Here is a 16,156-nt window from a genome sequence, read left to right on the forward strand (position 1 = left end):
CTCTTTCTACCATAGCGAGGTTTATTCACTCGCTGAGAGCTTCAACGAGCACACTGTTTTCTAGCGCAGCGTCAAAGTTCTTGTATCGCTCACACCATGCCTGATACTTTCCTGCCAAATCTTGGGTAGCGCGAGTCAGCGCTTTGTCTCTTGTGATCAAAATAACGCGAGCTCCCTTTTCTTTGCTAGTGAGTTCAGTCGCAAGGCGAGCAATCATCACGAAGTCTGCGCTGTTGTTGTAAATTTCTACAACCTCCCCGTGCCTTTGTCCCCCTGCGTTAGTTGGTAACTTATAGATGTCGTTCGAAACAGCAATGACAGTTACCCAGCTTTTCGATAGAAGTGCTGATAAGTCGAGGTTCAAACGCGTGTTATCGCAGTCTAGTAGCAGTATTAGATTACTCATCTGCATATTCAAAATCCTCCTTCGACAATGCTAGCAACACTGAAGTCTCATCATCGTCATCGCCCAAATCACCCTGTACGAACCTCATCGCTATAGCATTAAGTATCGCTTCCTTGCTTATTTTAAGGCTTATAGACTTTGCATTAAGTAAATAATCAAAAGTGTTCATGTTAAGCTCCTTAAATGCTGTACACTCATACAGTATAGTCGTATTTTTCAGAGGCGATGCTATGACTGCGATTAGATATCGTCACAACTATCGGTTGGTGACTTTGAACGAAGCAGGGGTAGTTGGCAAACTTTCAGTTGTTGGTGACACTATCCCCGCCCTTTTGAAATCTGGAAAGCTTCACTTTGCGAAATTCGCAGGCTCAATAGACGCAAAGATGAGCGGAGATATGCAAAAGGTGAAGCTGATAAATATTGAGGGATGGTCGGCTTCAGATGGTGTGGACGGAAGTTGGTTCGAAATCCGCAAAGGTCACTATGTGGCTGGAGTGTACTTCAATAGTTGCTACTACATTGTGCTAGAAGACAACGCGCCAGTGACGTTTGAGCTGTGATTTATTTTACTAACTAAGGTTTAGTGACTAAGGTTTAGTGACTAAGGTTTAGTGGTGTGCTAAGAGACAATGGTGAGAGCTGTTGCTTCAATTGCACATCAAACCTTCAGAGTTTTAAGCATTGATCAGATTGGAAAGATACACATTTCTTCTGCTTGCTTTGGTCTCTGAAACTATGGCATCAGCAAAGGATTTCTTGCAACCTATGAAGGTCATTTTGTCTGTCGCTCTTGTGATAGCCGTATAGATCCACGACTTATCCATTAGTCTGTTGGTAAAAATAGGGGCGACTACCGTTGAAAATTGACTACCTTGAGCTTTGTGTAGAGTGATTGCATACGATAACTCAATAGTATCAAGCAGATCGTAATTCACCTCTACGATGCGACCAGTATCAATCTCTACTCTTGCAAGAATCTTGTTGTCTGTATTGTCCCGTAGTCCAACCACAGTTCCAAGAGTGCCGTTTTGTATATCTTCACGATAGTTGTTCTTTGTGAAAATAATTGGATCACCCAGCCTAATCCCAACATCCTCACACTCTCCTTGAGGGTTGACCAGAAGTAGCTTTTTGCCATAGGGGTTTGCTACCGCCTGACAAAGCTCATTTACCTCTTTTGCTATCTTGCGAGTAGGAGAGATTATCTGTACCTCTCCATCAAGCTCCATGTATAAGTCAACCATCTCACTGACAATATTCTTTTTCAATGAGGTGATAAATTGAACATTTTTGTAGGTAAGCTCTTTGGGTACAACCCCTTGGCGGATCTCGTTTGAATAAACAGGAATACCTGTCTCTTCCGATTGTCTTCTCACTATGTCTAAGTGAACTCTAGGAACGCTACCTGAACTGATTAATTCACTAAGAACCAAGCCTGCTCCGATAGGAGGCAATTGCTCATCATCACCTGTGAAAATAATCCTAGCGTGCTTGGGAAGCTTCATTATCAGCTTGTAAAGGGAAGGGATATCGACCATTGAAGCTTCATCAATAACCAGCAAGATGGAACTGTATTCACATACATCTTCGTCTTTAAGCATCAGGAATCGTTGAATAGTTTGTGTTTCAATGAGTATTGATTCTTGTAGTCGTTTAGCAGCTCTTCCACTCAAAGCCACACCAAAGACTTTAAAGCCTAATTGAGTGTATGAGTCGACAATGGCCCTCATAACTGTTGTCTTGCCTGTACCCGCACCGCCTGTCAGCGTAAAAACGTGATGCTCAAGACTTCGGATTATCGCCTCTCCCTGCTTTTCAGTTAGCGGGAATTCAAATTGAGCCACAGACTTACTGTAAGCCTCATCTGCACCAACACACCAACCGTTTTTTAAACTCAAGAGATGCTGGATGCGCTTCGCAATCACCCCCTCCATAATGTACAAACCTGTAGAGTGAATTAGCCCAGAATCCTCGTTGTAGTAGACAGATAGCGAACTATGCGCATTTACAATAGACTCTTCTGCTAGATACTCATCCCCATCAGCACCATCTACCACTAGGTTCCACAGATCATCAATAGGGCAAACCGTATGTCCATCCTTGCAATATTGTTGCATGGCAGATTCGACAAGCGCATTCATTCTTCGAGGATCATAGGGGTCAACAGCAAACTTATTAACAGCTAACGTGTCTACGTCTTTGAACGAGCAGCCAAAGTGTTGAAGGATATAGGGATTTTTCTTAATTTCCTGTACGGATTCTGCTTTGTGAAACTTAAATAATTTCTGCTGAACAACAGGTGGGATACCCATATCAGCAAAGAAAACAGCATGTTGGAGGTTTTCATATTTGCGGAATCCCTCAACTAGTTTTTGCGCTGTCACTGCGGTGAACTTGGATGCTAGCTCCTCCATTTCGCCTCGCGCCAACAGCTCAAATACTCTCAACCCAAAAGTCTCAAAAATCTTTCTAGCTTTGACTTCACCAATCCCCTCGAAGTCTGGCTCCTTTGCTACAAATTGAATAAACTCTTCCGCTGTCTCAGGTAAAATCATTTTTCCGATGGGATCGGCAAAAGCATATTGGGTCGACTCAAATCCATTATGCTCTGTGATCTTAATGTCTGGGCTACCCAATAGTTCCCAGATTTGTCCCACTCTAGGCTCTGCATTGATATGTGACTCAGAAATCTCAACGGTAGCGTAAGACTTTGCTGATACGCGATTTACGTGGTCTTCTCTACGGACAAACATAGCGTTGAATCGATAAAGCCCTCGTCGCAAGCCGTACGTCGTGGTGACTCGGATGTAATAACGTAAAACAGTGGAAGCAGTCATAAAATATTCCCCAAAGCACTGACAACTTCTTCGAGTTCCGAGTAGCGCGAAAGCTTAGCTTTTAGCTCTAGAACCTCAGCTCTCAACTTATTGTTTTCCCGCTCAAGTATTCTTACTTTGCTGGCGTTCATATCTCTCATAGGAGGGGCTTTGTCGGAAGCTTGGCTGGTCGATTGCTTAGACACTTTAGGTAGAATGTCACATTCTCTCAGGTAGGTTTCCAGATCCTCTAAGGCTTCTGCCAATGCTGGATTTTGGTTAAACGCAGACTTGCCAATCCCTGTTTGCTTTGCAAGCTCAGTTCGATGCAGCTTTCCTCGGTAAACCATATTTTTGTAATCATCGTCAGACTTGGTTGCCTTCCAAGCTTCAAACTTATTCAGGTTTTCCTGAGCCACCTGTTGTCCATTTGCCATATAAGCCCCTTAGAGTTCCTTTAACACGCGATAAACAGTCTGTCTTGACACTTCACACTCACTCGCAATCTGTGCTTTAGGAGTGCCTTGAGAAGCTTTTTGACGTATCACTTTAATTACTTCATCGGATAAAGGAGGGCGCCCAACGTGCTTTCCTGCTGCCTTGGCTGCCATCATCCCTTCTCGTTGGCGGATATTGATTAGTTTTCTTTCGAACTCAGCAAACGCACCTAGCATCTGCATTGTCAATTGAGCAAACGGGTCTTCTTTACTTGAAAACTCCAAAGATTCACTCACGAAAATCACAGAAGCACCCTTCGCATTAACTTTATCTATAATGCTTTGTAAATCGAGTAGGTTGCGAGCTAAGCGGTCGATGGAATGCACATACAGTTCATCACCTTGCCGTAGGTAATCAATGCAGTCGTTGAGGATAGGGCGGTTTCGTGTCGATTTGGCTGACATCGATTCTACAAATGTTTTATCAAGTGGCAAGCCAGCAAGTTGTCTATCTACATTTTGCTCAGAACTTGAGACTCTAACGTAACCTACTTTCTGTGTTGTCATTCCCTGACTACCTGTTCGGATATGCAGTAACTTTAACGATAGACCTTTTGTTACTTGGTGTCAATAAAATGATTTAGACCTTTTATTACATGAAAAAACAGCACCCGCAGGGGTGCTGTTGTCGTGTAACAAAAGTATAGGTTTATTTACTTACACCACCTTTAACGCTCTGCATGGTCTTTTGAAACACATCCATGACGCTTGGGTTCGTCTTGGCAATGCTGGATAACTTTTGAATGAAAGCCTGAAGCTTACCAATCTCTGACTGTGCTACCGCAAGTTGCGCCTCCAGTTGTATCACCTTTTGTGCTAAATCCACGTCTTGTTGCAAGTAAGCAATTAATTCCTTGTTTTCAGACGAAACAGGCTTGCCCCTTAATACTTGCTTTTTCTGCTTGTACTCGTGCTTGATATTGGCGTACTTGTCGAGCGTTTGTCTCGTTGTAGCGATACCTAAGCTGGATTCTATTTTTGTGACTAGTAAATCCCACGTTAGTTTACCCTCCCAGCTTCGGATGAGGGCTTGAATGGAGATTTGCTGTTCAGTTTCTAGTGATTTAATTGCCATATTTATTGCCCTAGAGTGAGCCCAAGAAACCCAAGAATTTATCTGTGGCTTCATCTCTTTTATTGTCGTTTTTTGCCTCAATAGCAGCTTGCAGGGCTTGCTCGGCATCAGGTAGCGCTAACTCTGTATCTTCCACTGTTTGGGTCTCTAAATTGGTGATTCTTATGCTGTTTGAACCAGCTAGCAATCGCACCATACGACCTTCTTCTATCGCCTCATCGGACAGCACTTCAATGAGTTTTTTTAGCATACAAGTATTGCGATAATGGGTTCTGTACCACTTGTGCTGCGCTTCACTTGTTTCAAAGTTGATAGACGCCTGAACCCTCTCCAAGTTATGCGTTTGCACTTTCAAATCCTTCTGGAGTAAGTCGATTGCCTCACTATCATGGGTCACATGGCAAGAAGATGAGCATAACGCACATTGCGTTTCAAACTCCGACATATAAGTGCAGGGTGAGAGGGCGAGGTTTTGATCGCAAAACCCTGCCTCATGAACAAAAGTCGGTGTTTCATTGTCGATAGCCTTATTAAATTGATCCATGGTCGCAATACGAAGCTTTAGCTTATTTTCGACATCGCTTTCTAGTTCATTAGAGTAAGAGATATCCCCAATGACAGAAGCGTTTTGAGCGTCAGTGGTATGGATATAGGTCAGTGTTTGCTCGGCGCTCTTTCGGCCTGACAACATAGAAATAAGGTGGTGAGGCAGTCCTTTTTTCGCCAGAAGATCATTTTGCCAATGACGCAGTTGGTGCGGCTTGAGCAAAAAGCTGGATGAGAAGCCGTGTCGCTCAAAGAGCGTGAGCCTATTTTTAGCGCGTTTTATTAGGTCGTCAGAAAAAAATTGACCTAGCGAATGGATAGGCACTAAAAAGAAGGGGTGTGTCACTAAGCCACCCAATTGCTTTTGTGTGTAGGCAAATAATGCTTTCTCAAAACCGACATGCTTAGTTTGAGGCTTATTGTAACCTTTTAGGTGAGATTGATTCATCTCGATGGTGTGATTCTGAAACTCTGCTACGGTGAGTTCTTCCTTGCCTGCTGTATAGTTATCGTTTTGATGCTGCTTGCTGAACTTACATCCTGTGAGTGCAAAAGCGTAAGGGCATTGACTCTTAAACACCAGAGTGTCGAAGGGTTCAAGCTGTGCAATGGGTTTGATGAATCTTGGTTGATGCGGTTTATATGTTCTATCTATTGCCCCCTTCGTATCAGGCGTGACGCGCACACATTTGTCACTACCATCAAAAAAGCCCAGTAGCAAACCAAGATGTAATAGGTTGGTTGATTTACTCATGGAAGGCTTGAGCAGGGCAATATTCTCATCGCTGGGCGTAAATTCACCGAGCACTTCTTTGAGAGGGCGGTTCGGCTTTTGATAGAATCGAGCCAGCGCTCTTGCAGGCTCTGTAGCGAGAATGGTGTAGTGCAACGCTCTGTCTAAGCTATCGACCATTTCGGCATTAATGTGGTTTGCGTAATCCTTGTACCCCTTCGAGCCTCGCCAGTTAAGGTAATGCACCGTTTTTTTCTTGCCATTGACAACTTGTGTATGACGCTTTATGCGTTGCACTGTTAAAAGCACTTGCTCTGCGCCAATTCGATTGGGTGCAGCCATGCCAAGTGCTGCCATTGTGCAACTAAAGCTGTCTCGTTGCTCTTGCGTCGGTAATAAAAGGGGTTGCCAAGCATCAACATCTTCCTTGTCACCATCCTGATAGGCTGGAATAACATCATAGAAGATAGCCCCGAGCGCCAGTAGTGCGTTTTCGGAGGGGAGCTTGTTTTGTTCTGCTTGCAACGCATCATCGCCACTTTTACTGCGAGTTGATTCAACTGTAGTATTTATGTAGGGCTGACAGCTTTTTGCGAGCATTTTATGTTGATGCAGCCAGTTGATAAATGATGGTAAGAGAAGGTTGTTTGTCATCAGGTTGATGGCAGATTGAATCCTTTCAAGGGTGGCGGTCGCGACATTCTCATTTAGGTGACTAAGGAAGATTCTTGCGGCTGTGATTTTATTTTGTTTACTGCTTATAGATATTTTTTCTTTTAATATATCAAGGACATAGGTAAATATTAACTCATGTACCTCAGGTGCTAATCGATCCTCGCCCGTGAAACGCGTACCCATTCTTGGCTGCTTTCTATTTAGATTACAAAAGTAAATATTCTGGGTTCTGTTGTCACTGTCGGTAAATGTGACAGCAATATCTTCCCAAGATGCCTGCTCACCTTGAGCGTTGGTAAATCCAATCAGAGGCTGTGCTTTCTTTTTGGCGACATAAGCGCGTTGATTATCAATGTAGCGGTTAATCTGACTCATTTTTGCGCCCCCACTTTCATGGTTTGTCGTTCTTCGCACAGCATCATTGTCACTCTGATATAAAGAATAATGGTTTGCAGTCGTTTAACCGTGGCGGGGTGGCCTGATTGACTATTAATCGCCAGTTTACGCTCTGCCTTATCTAAATATTGCTGATGGTTTGCGGTTTCCAAAGGTCGAAAGTTATCACAGGGATAGCACCCCATTGGGGCGGCTCCCTTTGATTGACAGCTTGAGCAGTTGGCTGGGTTAAGTTTGTGCCCCATCTCTTCATCGAACGGGCTTCTCACCTTAAAGTCAGGGTGTTGCTGTAATTCTTTCGAAGATACACTGTCAAAACGTTGTATGACACTGTTGCCCGCATAGGCTTCGTCTATTTTGACTCGCTCAGGCGCTTTTAAATCAAGGTAATCTTGTATTGCCTCTACCGTAACACCTGTAATGGCGGCAATTTGCGCAGGGCTTAACCCCATCCAAGCGGCGAGGGTTAACTGGGTATGACGCCAGCGATTGTTTTTAAATGCAAGAGGCTTGTGCGCTATTCGGTCACTTTTAATACTTAACTTTTTATTGAAGAGGTAAGCAATATTTTTGGCAAGAGCGCCCGCAGAGAGGTGGAAAGCCTCTGATGTGTCGCTCACGGATTGAAAGAGACTCTCTTTTGTATCAAATTTTACGGAGAATAAACTTTGGTCTGGAAACAAGGGGAGTCGTTGCATTAGCTCTTTTGTTTCACTTTCAGAGAGGACAACACCGCTCTTACTCAATGAAGCGCAAAGGACGGTTTCGTGCACTTGGTAATACTGAAGCAACAGTTCAGACAGATTTGGCTCCAAGCGATGTGAACGTGACTCGGCATCGACTCTAAACGCTCCATTTTTACCTTTGAAGGTTCGTAGGTGCAATTGCTCTACATCAGAAAAATGATGCTGCGTTAAAGGCTGCCAATCACGGTTGCTTTCTTTGTGCGACTTAAATGTTTGACCCACCCGCAAAAGGTCACACCATTTAATTTTAACCAGTTGCGTAGGTCTTCTTACAATGGCCACCATCAACTGACAAGCTAGAACGGTTCTAAGGCGAGTGAAAGGTTGTGTTGTTGCAATCTCACTGCTGAGTGCATGGAGGGTTTCAATTCTTAGTGCTTCAAGAAGGTTATCACGCTCGATTTCACTGTAAGCGCCTGTTGTTTCATCAAGGATACTTTTTGAGCCACCACTTCTACCTAAATTTTCATCCTTAACGATGTCATAGAGCGGAGTAAGAAGACTGCTGCGGTATTCATGACTTCGTTTGCAAAACGCGACTAGGCTATGTTTTACAGAGTCTTTATAGTCCGTGAGGGTTAACCACCACGCCTCAAAAGTCGTTGGCTCTAAGTAATCGCAAATGGTTTTTAAGATGCTGACATTGCTCTTTATGGTTGAATGAGCATAATGTTTAGCAACGTGCGCGATAGCCAGTCGTAGGTCGAGAAAGGTTTCGCTATCTAGCTCATTCATCCAGTCAAGGTAAAGGGTTTTCTTGTAGCCAAGCAACCATTCATCAGAAAAGAGATCGAACTCGTAACCCGTTTCTTTTGCTTGAAAGGTTCGTTTTCCTTGATAGCTATTTTTTAAGCTTTTAAGTTCAATGCTGTTCATTTGCTATCTCTCAGGTTGGGTACGGATTGGCTCTGGTTCTTGGATGAAATTTCAGCTACCGTCACGGCTAATTGGAACTCGTTGTAAACTGATGCCATTTTTGAGTCTTCTACCCAGCCCATTGCATATTTGCGAAGGTCTTCGATTTTATCTGGTGAGAACCCTTTGGCTTTGGCTTTGTCTTCAAAGATTTCATTCCACTTATGACGAAGTAGATGTGGATGTAGTGCTATCCCGACACAACCTCCAATTGTCTTAATGACCTTGTACATTGCGTTGTAAGACATTGGCTTGCCGATAGTTCTTCCTTTTTCTGAGATGAAAAGGAAGTCATGTTCATGAGAGTTTGGTTTACTTTTGCGCACTGTTTCGATGTAGAGCTTAATCAGCTTCATTAAATCGTGAGGGATTGAAACAGATAATGCTTTTGTTTTGTTTGCAGCGGGAAGACGCCTTGTGTCCGTTGGGTCATCGGGGGTTCGGGTGAGCAGGAATCTAGGATTGTCCCAATCGTCCACTAAATCACTCACTTTCAATTTCAGAACAGCCCCAACACGAACACCTGTATCAACCAATATTTGGGTGATAATTTGATTTCGAAGCTTGCTCGACTTGAATGGGTTGTTTGGCGAGTGCTCTTGAATAACCTCTAATAAATTAAAAAATTTATCGGATGGAATGACCGATTCAAGGGGATCTTTTGTGATGGTATTGTCTTTTCGGGAGCTAGAGATTGCTGTGCTGATGTAGAGTTTGAATTTATTAAACTGGTCATCCGTGGAGATTTGCTGCTCAGTCTCAGCTTTATCGTAGTGATGGCATACATATAAAAATTCAATGTAGGCTTTAAGACGGTTGAGGCGTTGATAAAAAGTATGTGCTGAGACTTCTGGTTGACTGTTGGATGTCGCATGGATTGCATCCCTGATTCTTTTATCGGTAAGGCTAACGACAGTGCCGCTTTCGCTCCCATCCTCAGTGTCCACATAGAATTTACAAGCACGAATATAATCGTCTATTTCCTCGATAGATAGAAAAGTGCCACTTGCTACACGCTCGACAAGGTCAATGTTCTTTTGCATGAAGAAGCAGTACAAAAACTTCAACTCATAAGCATATTTCTTTCGAGTGTAGAATGATGGTGACTGTTTTGATTTCCCCTTTTTTGACTTCACCTTTGAAAGTGGGGACTTATGATTGCTATTAAGATAAGCGTTAAGGTACAAGCAGCAAGGCAGACCACTCCGCTGAGCAACTACGGGAAAAGAAGCGTTATTTATATCCTTGTATATCCTAACTTGAATACTTTCACTTAAATCAATCATTACAAAACTGACCATTAGTTATACATAAATACACCATATATGCACTTTTAATATTTGTAAAGCAAAAAAAAAGGACTCCAACTGGAATCCCTAACTTTATCACATGCACTTTCTTTACGTTTTTTTTGGTGGAGTGTATTCACAGAGGTCTTCAATGATACAGCTGCCACAGCGTGGTTTACGTGCGACACAGGTGTAACGTCCATGAAGAATGAGCCAATGGTGGACATCCAGTTTGAATTCTTTTGGGATAACTTTAAGTAGTTTTGCTTCGACATCGTCGACGGTTTTACCCATCGCTAGCTTAGTGCGGTTTGATACACGATAGATGTGAGTATCAACGGCAATCGTTGGCCAACCGAATGCGGTATTTAACACTACGTTTGCTGTTTTGCGACCAACACCTGGAAGGGCTTCTAATGCAGCGCGATCTTCCGGTACTTCACCATTATGTAGGTCAAGCAGCATACGACACGTTTTGATGGTGTTTTCTGCTTTTGAGTTAAATAGGCCGATGGTCTTGATATACTCTTTTAAGCCATCAACACCTAGGTCGAAAATTGCTTGCGGAGTGTTGGCTAAAGGGTACAGCTTATCCGTCGCCTTGTTCACGCTGACATCGGTTGCTTGTGCAGACAATAGAACGGCAATCAGCAGCTCGAATGGGCTGTTCCAGTTAAGCTCAGTCTCTGGCTTTGGATTGTTTTCTCTTAAACGCTCAAGTATTTCTACTCGTTTTACATTGTTCATAGCGACATTACTTTCAAATAGTTAGGGCATGAAGCTTGGATTGCTTCTGCTTTATCATCGGTTACGCGCTCTTATGAGCGTCATTATTATATGTACTGTTTAGATCTGATTTCCCCCGCTGAGTGGTTGAGCTAATTCAGCGAGGTTTAAGCTAATTTAACTTATTAGGCATTGGTAACGCGAGCGCGTTCAATGACTGGTTTTTCTTGTTTTGGTTGTCTAGATTTTGCTTGGTTATCGATGATATTTTTCAAAGCAATTAAGAAACCAACACCAATGAAGGCACCCGGTGGAAGCAGGGCTAACAAGAAGCTGTTATCAAATTGGAATATCTGGATTCGTAACACCGAAGCCCAGTCACCAAGCAGCAGGTCTGCGCCATCAAATAGGGTCCCGTTACCAATAATCTCACGCATCGCACCTAACACGACCAATACTGATGTCATGCCTAGACCCATCCAGAAACCATCTTGAGCCGCTGGTAGCACTTCATTTTTTGAAGCGAAGGCTTCCGCACGACCAATGATGATGCAGTTGGTTACGATCAGCGGGATGAAGATACCCAAAGAGAGGTAAAGCCCATAGGCGTAAGCGTTCATCAGCAATTGAACACAGGTTACTAGCGAGGCAATGATCATTACGAATACTGGGATACGTACTTCTTTTGGCACATGATTACGAACCAAAGAAACAGAAACGTTTGAGCCGACCAGTACAAGCAAGGTAGCAATGCCTAGCCCAAGTGCGTTAGTGACTGTTGACGATACAGCCAGCAGCGGACATAACCCAAGAAGTTGCACTAGGGCAGGGTTATTGGCCCACATGCCATTTTTGATCAATGTTTTATGGTCACTCATTATTCACCACCACAATTTAGAGGTTGAGCAAGCAATGCTTGGTTGTTTTGGTTAACGTACTGGACCGCTTGTTTGACTGACTTCACGACTGCTCTTGGCGTGATAGTAGCGCCAGTAAACTGGTCAAAATCACCACCGTCTTTACGAACCTTCCAACGGTCTAGATTAGAATCCGTCACTTGCTTACCTGCAAACGAAAGAATCCAATCACTCACACGCAGATCAATCTTATCACCCAAGCCCGGAGTCTCTTGGTGAGAAAGCACGCGAGTACCTAAAATAGTACCGTCAGTTTTCATTCCAACAATGACTTTAATCGCGCCATTGTAGCCGTCTGGTGCAATCGCTTCGATCGCAATCGCGCTTGGCTCACCATTAAGCTTAGCAATGTAAGCCGGCATCGCTTGCTCAGTACCAAGCTCTCCTGCTTGAACCAAAGTACAAGACGAAAACAGCTCGTTGTCGTGCTGATCGTGTGGGATCACTTGGTTAAGAACAGACAGTAACTGAGCCTGTTCTTGTTGTTTGATCTGATCTTTGGTCAGGTAGTGAGTTACCGCGACCAAACCCGTCGAAGCACACGCAAAAATCGCGAGTACAAGGCCGTTTTTCTTAATTGCATTTAGCATGGTATCCGCTCCCTTAGTGACCGTATGTGCGAGGTTTGGTGTAGTAGTCAATCAGTGGAACACACATGTTGGCTAACAATACAGCAAACGCCACGCCATCAGGGAAACCACCCCAACTGCGGATGATAAAGACTAAACCGCCGATCAGAGCGCCAAACACTAAGCGACCTTTGACTGTCGTGGATGCTGAAACTGGGTCGGTTGCAATAAAGAATGCACCAAGCATAGTCGCGCCAGACAGAAGGTGAATGGTTGGAGAAGCGGTTTCACCAGGAGTGAGCACTAAGAACACTAAGCTAAACAGAGTAAGACTGCCGATGAAAGCCACAGGGATATACCATTGAATAACACGTTGCTTAATCAGCACTAAACCGCCGATTAGGTAAGCAAGGTTTACCCACTCCCAACCCACGCCAGCTAACCAGCTAAATTGAGGTTGAGACAGAGCTTCAGAAGCGGTATTGCCTGCCGTTAATGCCGTTTTGAATGCATCAAGCGGCGTCGCCATTGTGGTGCCATCAATGCCAAGGCGTGCTTGTTGCAGAGACAAACCTTCGTTATTGAAGCCAGTAAAGATCATCAAGAATGAGTCAATAAAGCTTGTTGCTTCTGCTGTCAGGCTCGCGGGAGCATTCCAACTGGTCATTTGAACTGGGAATGAAATCAGCAAAACAACGTAAGCGACCATCGCAGGGTTAAATGGGTTCTGCCCTAGGCCGCCGTATAAGTGTTTCGCGATAATAATAGCGAAGAACATACCAATGACGAGGATCCACCACGGAGAGTGTGGGGGAATCGCGACACTCAGTAGCCAAGCGGTTACAACAGCACTGTAATCACGCAGTGCCATTACTGGCGGGCGTTTTCTCAATAGCATGACGGCTGCTTCAAAGGTAACAGCAAGTGCAATAGCAAATACTAACTGGATGAGGGTACCCCATCCAAAGAAGTAGGTTTGAGCTAGTAGACCTGGCAATGCACAAATAGCCACCCATTTCATTAGATCTGGGGTGCTTCTACGGCTATGCGCGTGCGGTGAGCTGGCGATAAAGAAGGCCACTACTCTTTCTCCTCATTGTTCTTTTTATCTAGCTCTTGCTGTGCTTTTCTTGCTTTAGCACGAGCAATAGCGGCAGCAACGGCTGCTTTTTTAGGATCGACGGGTTCTGATTGAGTTTCAGCCTTTACTTCAACTGCAGGTTCAACCACAGATTCAGGCGTTTCTGCTGATTCTTCCTGTTTCGCTTGTTGTGCCTTTCTTGCTTTAGCGCGAGCAATCGCGGCGGCAACTGCAGCTTTCTTAGGATCGACTGACTCTTGTTGAGTTTCAGCTTCAACTTCAATCACTGGCTCAGGCGTTTCTGCCGTTTCGTCTTGCTTAGCTTGTTGAGCTTTCTTGGCTTTAGCGCGAGCGATGGCTGCAGCAACAGCGGCTTTCTTAGGGTCGCCAGAGCTTTCAGCCGGAGCTTCACTTTCGGTTTGAACAGCTGATTCCGCTTGTTGAGCTTTCTTCGCTTTAGCGCGAGCAATAGCCGCAGCAACTGCATCTTTCTTGGCATCGTCAGTACTTTCAGTCGGAGCATCAGAAGCTGATTCTGCTTGTTGAGCCTTCTTGGCTTTAGCGCGAGCTATAGCCGCAGCAACTGCATCTTTCTTAGTATCACCTGATTTTTCAGCTGGAGCTTCAGAAACTGACTCTGTTTGTTGTGCTTTTTTCGCTTTAGCGCGAGCGATAGCTGCAGCAACGGCGTCTTTTTTAGCATCACCAGTACTTTTAGCCGGAGCCTCGGAAGCTGAACCTGCTTGTTGTGCTTTTTTGGCTTTAGCACGAGCGATAGCGGCAGTAACAGCATCTTTCTTGGCATCGCCTGAGCTTTCAGCTGGAGCGTCGGAAGTAGATTCAGCTTGTTGAGCTTTCTTGGCTTTAGCACGAGCAATGGCCGCAGCGACAGCATCTTTCTTAGCATCGCCAGAGCTTTCAACAGGAGCATCCGAAGCAGATTCCGCTTGCTGTGCTTTCTTCGCTTTAGCGCGAGCAATCGCAGCAGCAACGGCGTCTTTCTTCGTATCGCCTGAGCTTTCTGCAGGAGTATCGGCTGCTGCTTGTTGTGCCTTGCGCTCTCTCGCTTGACGCTTGCGCTCTTCACGCAGTTTAGACATTTCAGAGTTGTCTGGTTCAGCGCCTTCCGCTTTTTGAGCTGCAGCTTGTTTCGCTTTTGCCTTCGCAATAGCGGCAGCAACCGCAGGTTTCACTGCTGGTTCTTCATTCGGAGCCTGATCCGCAGCGGCTTTTTGTGCTTTAACACGAGCAATCGCAGCAGCAATAGCATCATCACCGCCGGATGTTTTCATATCTTTACGGCGGTTATCTGCGGCTTTTTTAAAGCGGTTTTCACGTTCGGCTTTATCACGCTCCATACGAGCGTTCTTCTCTTCAAAACGAATCTTGGCGCGTTCTGCAGCAGCGGCTTCATCTTTTCGAGTTTTGATTTCAGCTTTTGCTTGGCGATAGTACTGAACAAGAGGGATTTCGCTTGGGCAGACAAATGCACATGCACCACATTCAATACAGTCTTTAATATTTAGCTCTTCACACTTATCCAACTCGTTGGCTTTGGCGTGCCATTGCAGTTGTTGAGGAAGTAGAGACGCAGGGCAAGCTTCAGCACATGCGCTGCAACGGATACATTCCATCTCGTAAGTGCTTGGTGAGATCTCACGACGCGTTGGCGCCAAAATACAGTTCGACGTTTTGGTGATTGGCACATTGGCATGCGGCAAGGTAAAGCCCATCATCGGGCCGCCCAAAATTAAACGCGGCAGTTTTTTATCTGCTTTGTAGCCAAACTCTTCAAGTAACTCATGTACTGGTGTGCCTAATAGCGCCCAAACGTTACGAGGTTGCTTAAAGGTTTTACCGGTTAATGTCACAACGCGGTTAACCACAGGTTCGCCGTCAATTACCGCTCGCTTAATCGAGTAAAGAGAGCCGACGTTCTGAACCAAAACACCAATGTCTGCAGGAATGCCGCCAGCTGGAACCTCTTTGTTGGTGAGGATCTTGATAAGTTGCTTCTCACCACCAGAAGGGTATTTGGTTGGGATAACGCGAATGACGATATCTTTGTCTTTCGCTGCAATCTCAAGTGCTTTTATCGCATCTGGTTTGTTGTCTTCAATGCCGATAACCGTCAGCTTTGGTTGAAGAATGTGTTCAACCACTTCGATGCCTTTTAATACTTCGTCGGCATGTTCTTGAAGCAACTTGTCATCAGAGGTGATGTAAGGTTCACATTCCGCAGCGTTGACGATCAAAATGTCGGTACGACCTAAGCCTGATTGAAGCTTCTTAGCCGTAGGGAAACCTGCGCCGCCCATGCCTGAAATACCAGCTTGGCGAATCACATCAAGCAGTTCGTCAGAAGTCTTTGTCGAAAAATCTTCAACTGGATTTTTTTCAATCCAAGTGTCTAGGCCATCAGGTTTAATAACCACGCATATTTCGCTCAAGCCTGAAGGGTGAGCGGTAGTTCGCGGTTCGATAGCGGTAATCACACCCGATGTTGGTGCGTGTACTGGCAAAGTAAAACCTGTGTCTAAGGCCGTAAGTTGCTGACCTTTTAACACAGTGTCGCCAGCAGCAACCAATAGGTTCCCCGGCTTACCGATGTGCTGTTTCACTGGAAGAACGATTTCTTCAGGAAGCCTTGCATGGGTGATATCGGTAGTATTTGACTGTTTTTTGTTTTCAGCAGGATGCACGCCGCCCGGGAAATCCCAAATAGAGCCCGTGCGAATTTGTTCAATTAAAGAGATCATACTAACC

At 44.7% G+C, this 16,156-nt stretch carries 15 protein-coding genes; 1 reads left to right on the forward strand and 14 read right to left on the reverse strand.

From position 1 onward, the window contains the following. Positions 1-25: 25 nt before the first annotated feature. Both AB4209_RS19270 and AB4209_RS19275 read right to left on the reverse strand, forming a co-directional pair. Entirely contained in the window at positions 26-412 is a 387-nt protein-coding gene (locus AB4209_RS19270; protein ID WP_372056943.1) for a hypothetical protein, read from the reverse strand. Then, the gene (locus tag AB4209_RS19275) at positions 399-575 is read right to left on the reverse strand and encodes a hypothetical protein (RefSeq protein WP_157937556.1); all 177 of its coding nucleotides are present in this window, start codon (positions 573-575) and stop codon (positions 399-401) included. Before AB4209_RS19275 ends, AB4209_RS19270 begins: the two co-directional genes overlap by 14 nt. A gap of 61 nt (positions 576-636) precedes the next feature. On the opposite strand from AB4209_RS19275, the gene AB4209_RS19280 reads away from it, so the two are divergent. Continuing rightward, positions 637-969, forward strand: a complete 333-nt coding sequence (locus AB4209_RS19280) for a hypothetical protein (protein WP_372056945.1) — start codon at positions 637-639, stop codon at positions 967-969. A 114-nt stretch (positions 970-1,083) separates the two neighbouring features. On the opposite strand, the gene AB4209_RS19285 is transcribed toward AB4209_RS19280, so the two are convergent. The 12 genes from AB4209_RS19285 to rsxC form a co-directional block, all read right to left on the reverse strand. Next, the gene (locus tag AB4209_RS19285) at positions 1,084-3,246 is read right to left on the reverse strand and encodes an AAA family ATPase (protein ID WP_372056947.1); all 2,163 of its coding nucleotides are present in this window, start codon (positions 3,244-3,246) and stop codon (positions 1,084-1,086) included. After that, positions 3,243-3,662, reverse strand: a complete 420-nt coding sequence (locus AB4209_RS19290; protein ID WP_372056948.1) for a VPA1267 family protein — start codon at positions 3,660-3,662, stop codon at positions 3,243-3,245. Before AB4209_RS19290 ends, AB4209_RS19285 begins: the two co-directional genes overlap by 4 nt. Before the next feature lie 9 nt (positions 3,663-3,671). Continuing rightward, entirely contained in the window at positions 3,672-4,229 is a 558-nt protein-coding gene (locus AB4209_RS19295) for a recombinase family protein (RefSeq protein ID WP_372056950.1), read from the reverse strand. Positions 4,230-4,371: 142 nt separating this feature from the next. Continuing rightward, entirely contained in the window at positions 4,372-4,797 is a 426-nt protein-coding gene (locus tag AB4209_RS19300; RefSeq protein ID WP_372056952.1) for a hypothetical protein, read from the reverse strand. Positions 4,798-4,807: 10 nt separating this feature from the next. Then, complete coding sequence (locus tag AB4209_RS19305; RefSeq protein WP_372056954.1) at positions 4,808-7,126, reverse strand: hypothetical protein; 2,319 nt, start codon at positions 7,124-7,126, stop codon at positions 4,808-4,810. Further along, positions 7,123-8,769 carry a hypothetical protein gene (locus AB4209_RS19310; protein WP_372056956.1) on the reverse strand — a complete coding sequence of 549 codons (1,647 nt, stop codon included), beginning with the start codon at positions 8,767-8,769 and terminating at the stop codon, positions 7,123-7,125. Before AB4209_RS19310 ends, AB4209_RS19305 begins: the two co-directional genes overlap by 4 nt. Then, positions 8,766-10,109, reverse strand: a complete 1,344-nt coding sequence (locus AB4209_RS19315; protein WP_372056958.1) for a site-specific integrase — start codon at positions 10,107-10,109, stop codon at positions 8,766-8,768. Before AB4209_RS19315 ends, AB4209_RS19310 begins: the two co-directional genes overlap by 4 nt. Before the next feature lie 99 nt (positions 10,110-10,208). Next, a complete protein-coding gene (gene nth / locus AB4209_RS19320; protein WP_372056960.1) occupies positions 10,209-10,844 on the reverse strand; it encodes an endonuclease III in 636 nt (211 codons plus the stop codon). Between the two features lie 164 nt (positions 10,845-11,008). Continuing rightward, positions 11,009-11,701: an electron transport complex subunit E gene (locus AB4209_RS19325; RefSeq protein ID WP_012603531.1), complete on the reverse strand. Its 693-nt coding sequence runs from the start codon at positions 11,699-11,701 to the stop codon at positions 11,009-11,011. Then, positions 11,701-12,330 (reverse strand): electron transport complex subunit RsxG, encoded by a 630-nt coding sequence (gene rsxG / locus AB4209_RS19330; RefSeq protein ID WP_372056961.1) that lies wholly within the window; start codon positions 12,328-12,330, stop codon positions 11,701-11,703. Before rsxG ends, AB4209_RS19325 begins: the two co-directional genes overlap by 1 nt. 13 nt (positions 12,331-12,343) lie before the next feature. Beyond that, positions 12,344-13,390 carry an electron transport complex subunit RsxD gene (gene rsxD, locus AB4209_RS19335; RefSeq protein WP_017063459.1) on the reverse strand — a complete coding sequence of 349 codons (1,047 nt, stop codon included), beginning with the start codon at positions 13,388-13,390 and terminating at the stop codon, positions 12,344-12,346. Then, positions 13,390-16,149: an electron transport complex subunit RsxC gene (gene rsxC / locus AB4209_RS19340; protein WP_372056963.1), complete on the reverse strand. Its 2,760-nt coding sequence runs from the start codon at positions 16,147-16,149 to the stop codon at positions 13,390-13,392. Before rsxC ends, rsxD begins: the two co-directional genes overlap by 1 nt. Positions 16,150-16,156: the final 7 nt, after the last annotated feature.

It is taken from the genome of Vibrio sp. 10N.286.48.C11 (assembly GCF_041469805.1).
GTDB lineage: Bacteria > Pseudomonadota > Gammaproteobacteria > Enterobacterales > Vibrionaceae > Vibrio > Vibrio crassostreae_C.

What these genes read in the sequence shown, in the direction of transcription:
- AB4209_RS19270 (WP_372056943.1), bottom strand. Translation starts at nt 412, where the DNA reads ATGCAGATGAGTAATCTAATACTGCTACTAGACTGCGATAACACGCGT.
- AB4209_RS19275 (WP_157937556.1), bottom strand. Translation starts at nt 575, where the DNA reads ATGAACACTTTTGATTATTTACTTAATGCAAAGTCTATAAGCCTTAAA.
- AB4209_RS19280 (WP_372056945.1), top strand. Translation starts at nt 637, where the DNA reads ATGACTGCGATTAGATATCGTCACAACTATCGGTTGGTGACTTTGAAC.
- AB4209_RS19285 (WP_372056947.1), bottom strand. Translation starts at nt 3,246, where the DNA reads ATGACTGCTTCCACTGTTTTACGTTATTACATCCGAGTCACCACGACG.
- AB4209_RS19290 (WP_372056948.1), bottom strand. Translation starts at nt 3,662, where the DNA reads ATGGCAAATGGACAACAGGTGGCTCAGGAAAACCTGAATAAGTTTGAA.
- AB4209_RS19295 (WP_372056950.1), bottom strand. Translation starts at nt 4,229, where the DNA reads ATGACAACACAGAAAGTAGGTTACGTTAGAGTCTCAAGTTCTGAGCAA.
- AB4209_RS19300 (WP_372056952.1), bottom strand. Translation starts at nt 4,797, where the DNA reads ATGGCAATTAAATCACTAGAAACTGAACAGCAAATCTCCATTCAAGCC.
- AB4209_RS19305 (WP_372056954.1), bottom strand. Translation starts at nt 7,126, where the DNA reads ATGAGTCAGATTAACCGCTACATTGATAATCAACGCGCTTATGTCGCC.
- AB4209_RS19310 (WP_372056956.1), bottom strand. Translation starts at nt 8,769, where the DNA reads ATGAACAGCATTGAACTTAAAAGCTTAAAAAATAGCTATCAAGGAAAA.
- AB4209_RS19315 (WP_372056958.1), bottom strand. Translation starts at nt 10,109, where the DNA reads ATGGTCAGTTTTGTAATGATTGATTTAAGTGAAAGTATTCAAGTTAGG.
- nth (WP_372056960.1), bottom strand. Translation starts at nt 10,844, where the DNA reads ATGAACAATGTAAAACGAGTAGAAATACTTGAGCGTTTAAGAGAAAAC.
- AB4209_RS19325 (WP_012603531.1), bottom strand. Translation starts at nt 11,701, where the DNA reads ATGAGTGACCATAAAACATTGATCAAAAATGGCATGTGGGCCAATAAC.
- rsxG (WP_372056961.1), bottom strand. Translation starts at nt 12,330, where the DNA reads ATGCTAAATGCAATTAAGAAAAACGGCCTTGTACTCGCGATTTTTGCG.
- rsxC (WP_372056963.1), bottom strand. Translation starts at nt 16,149, where the DNA reads ATGATCTCTTTAATTGAACAAATTCGCACGGGCTCTATTTGGGATTTC.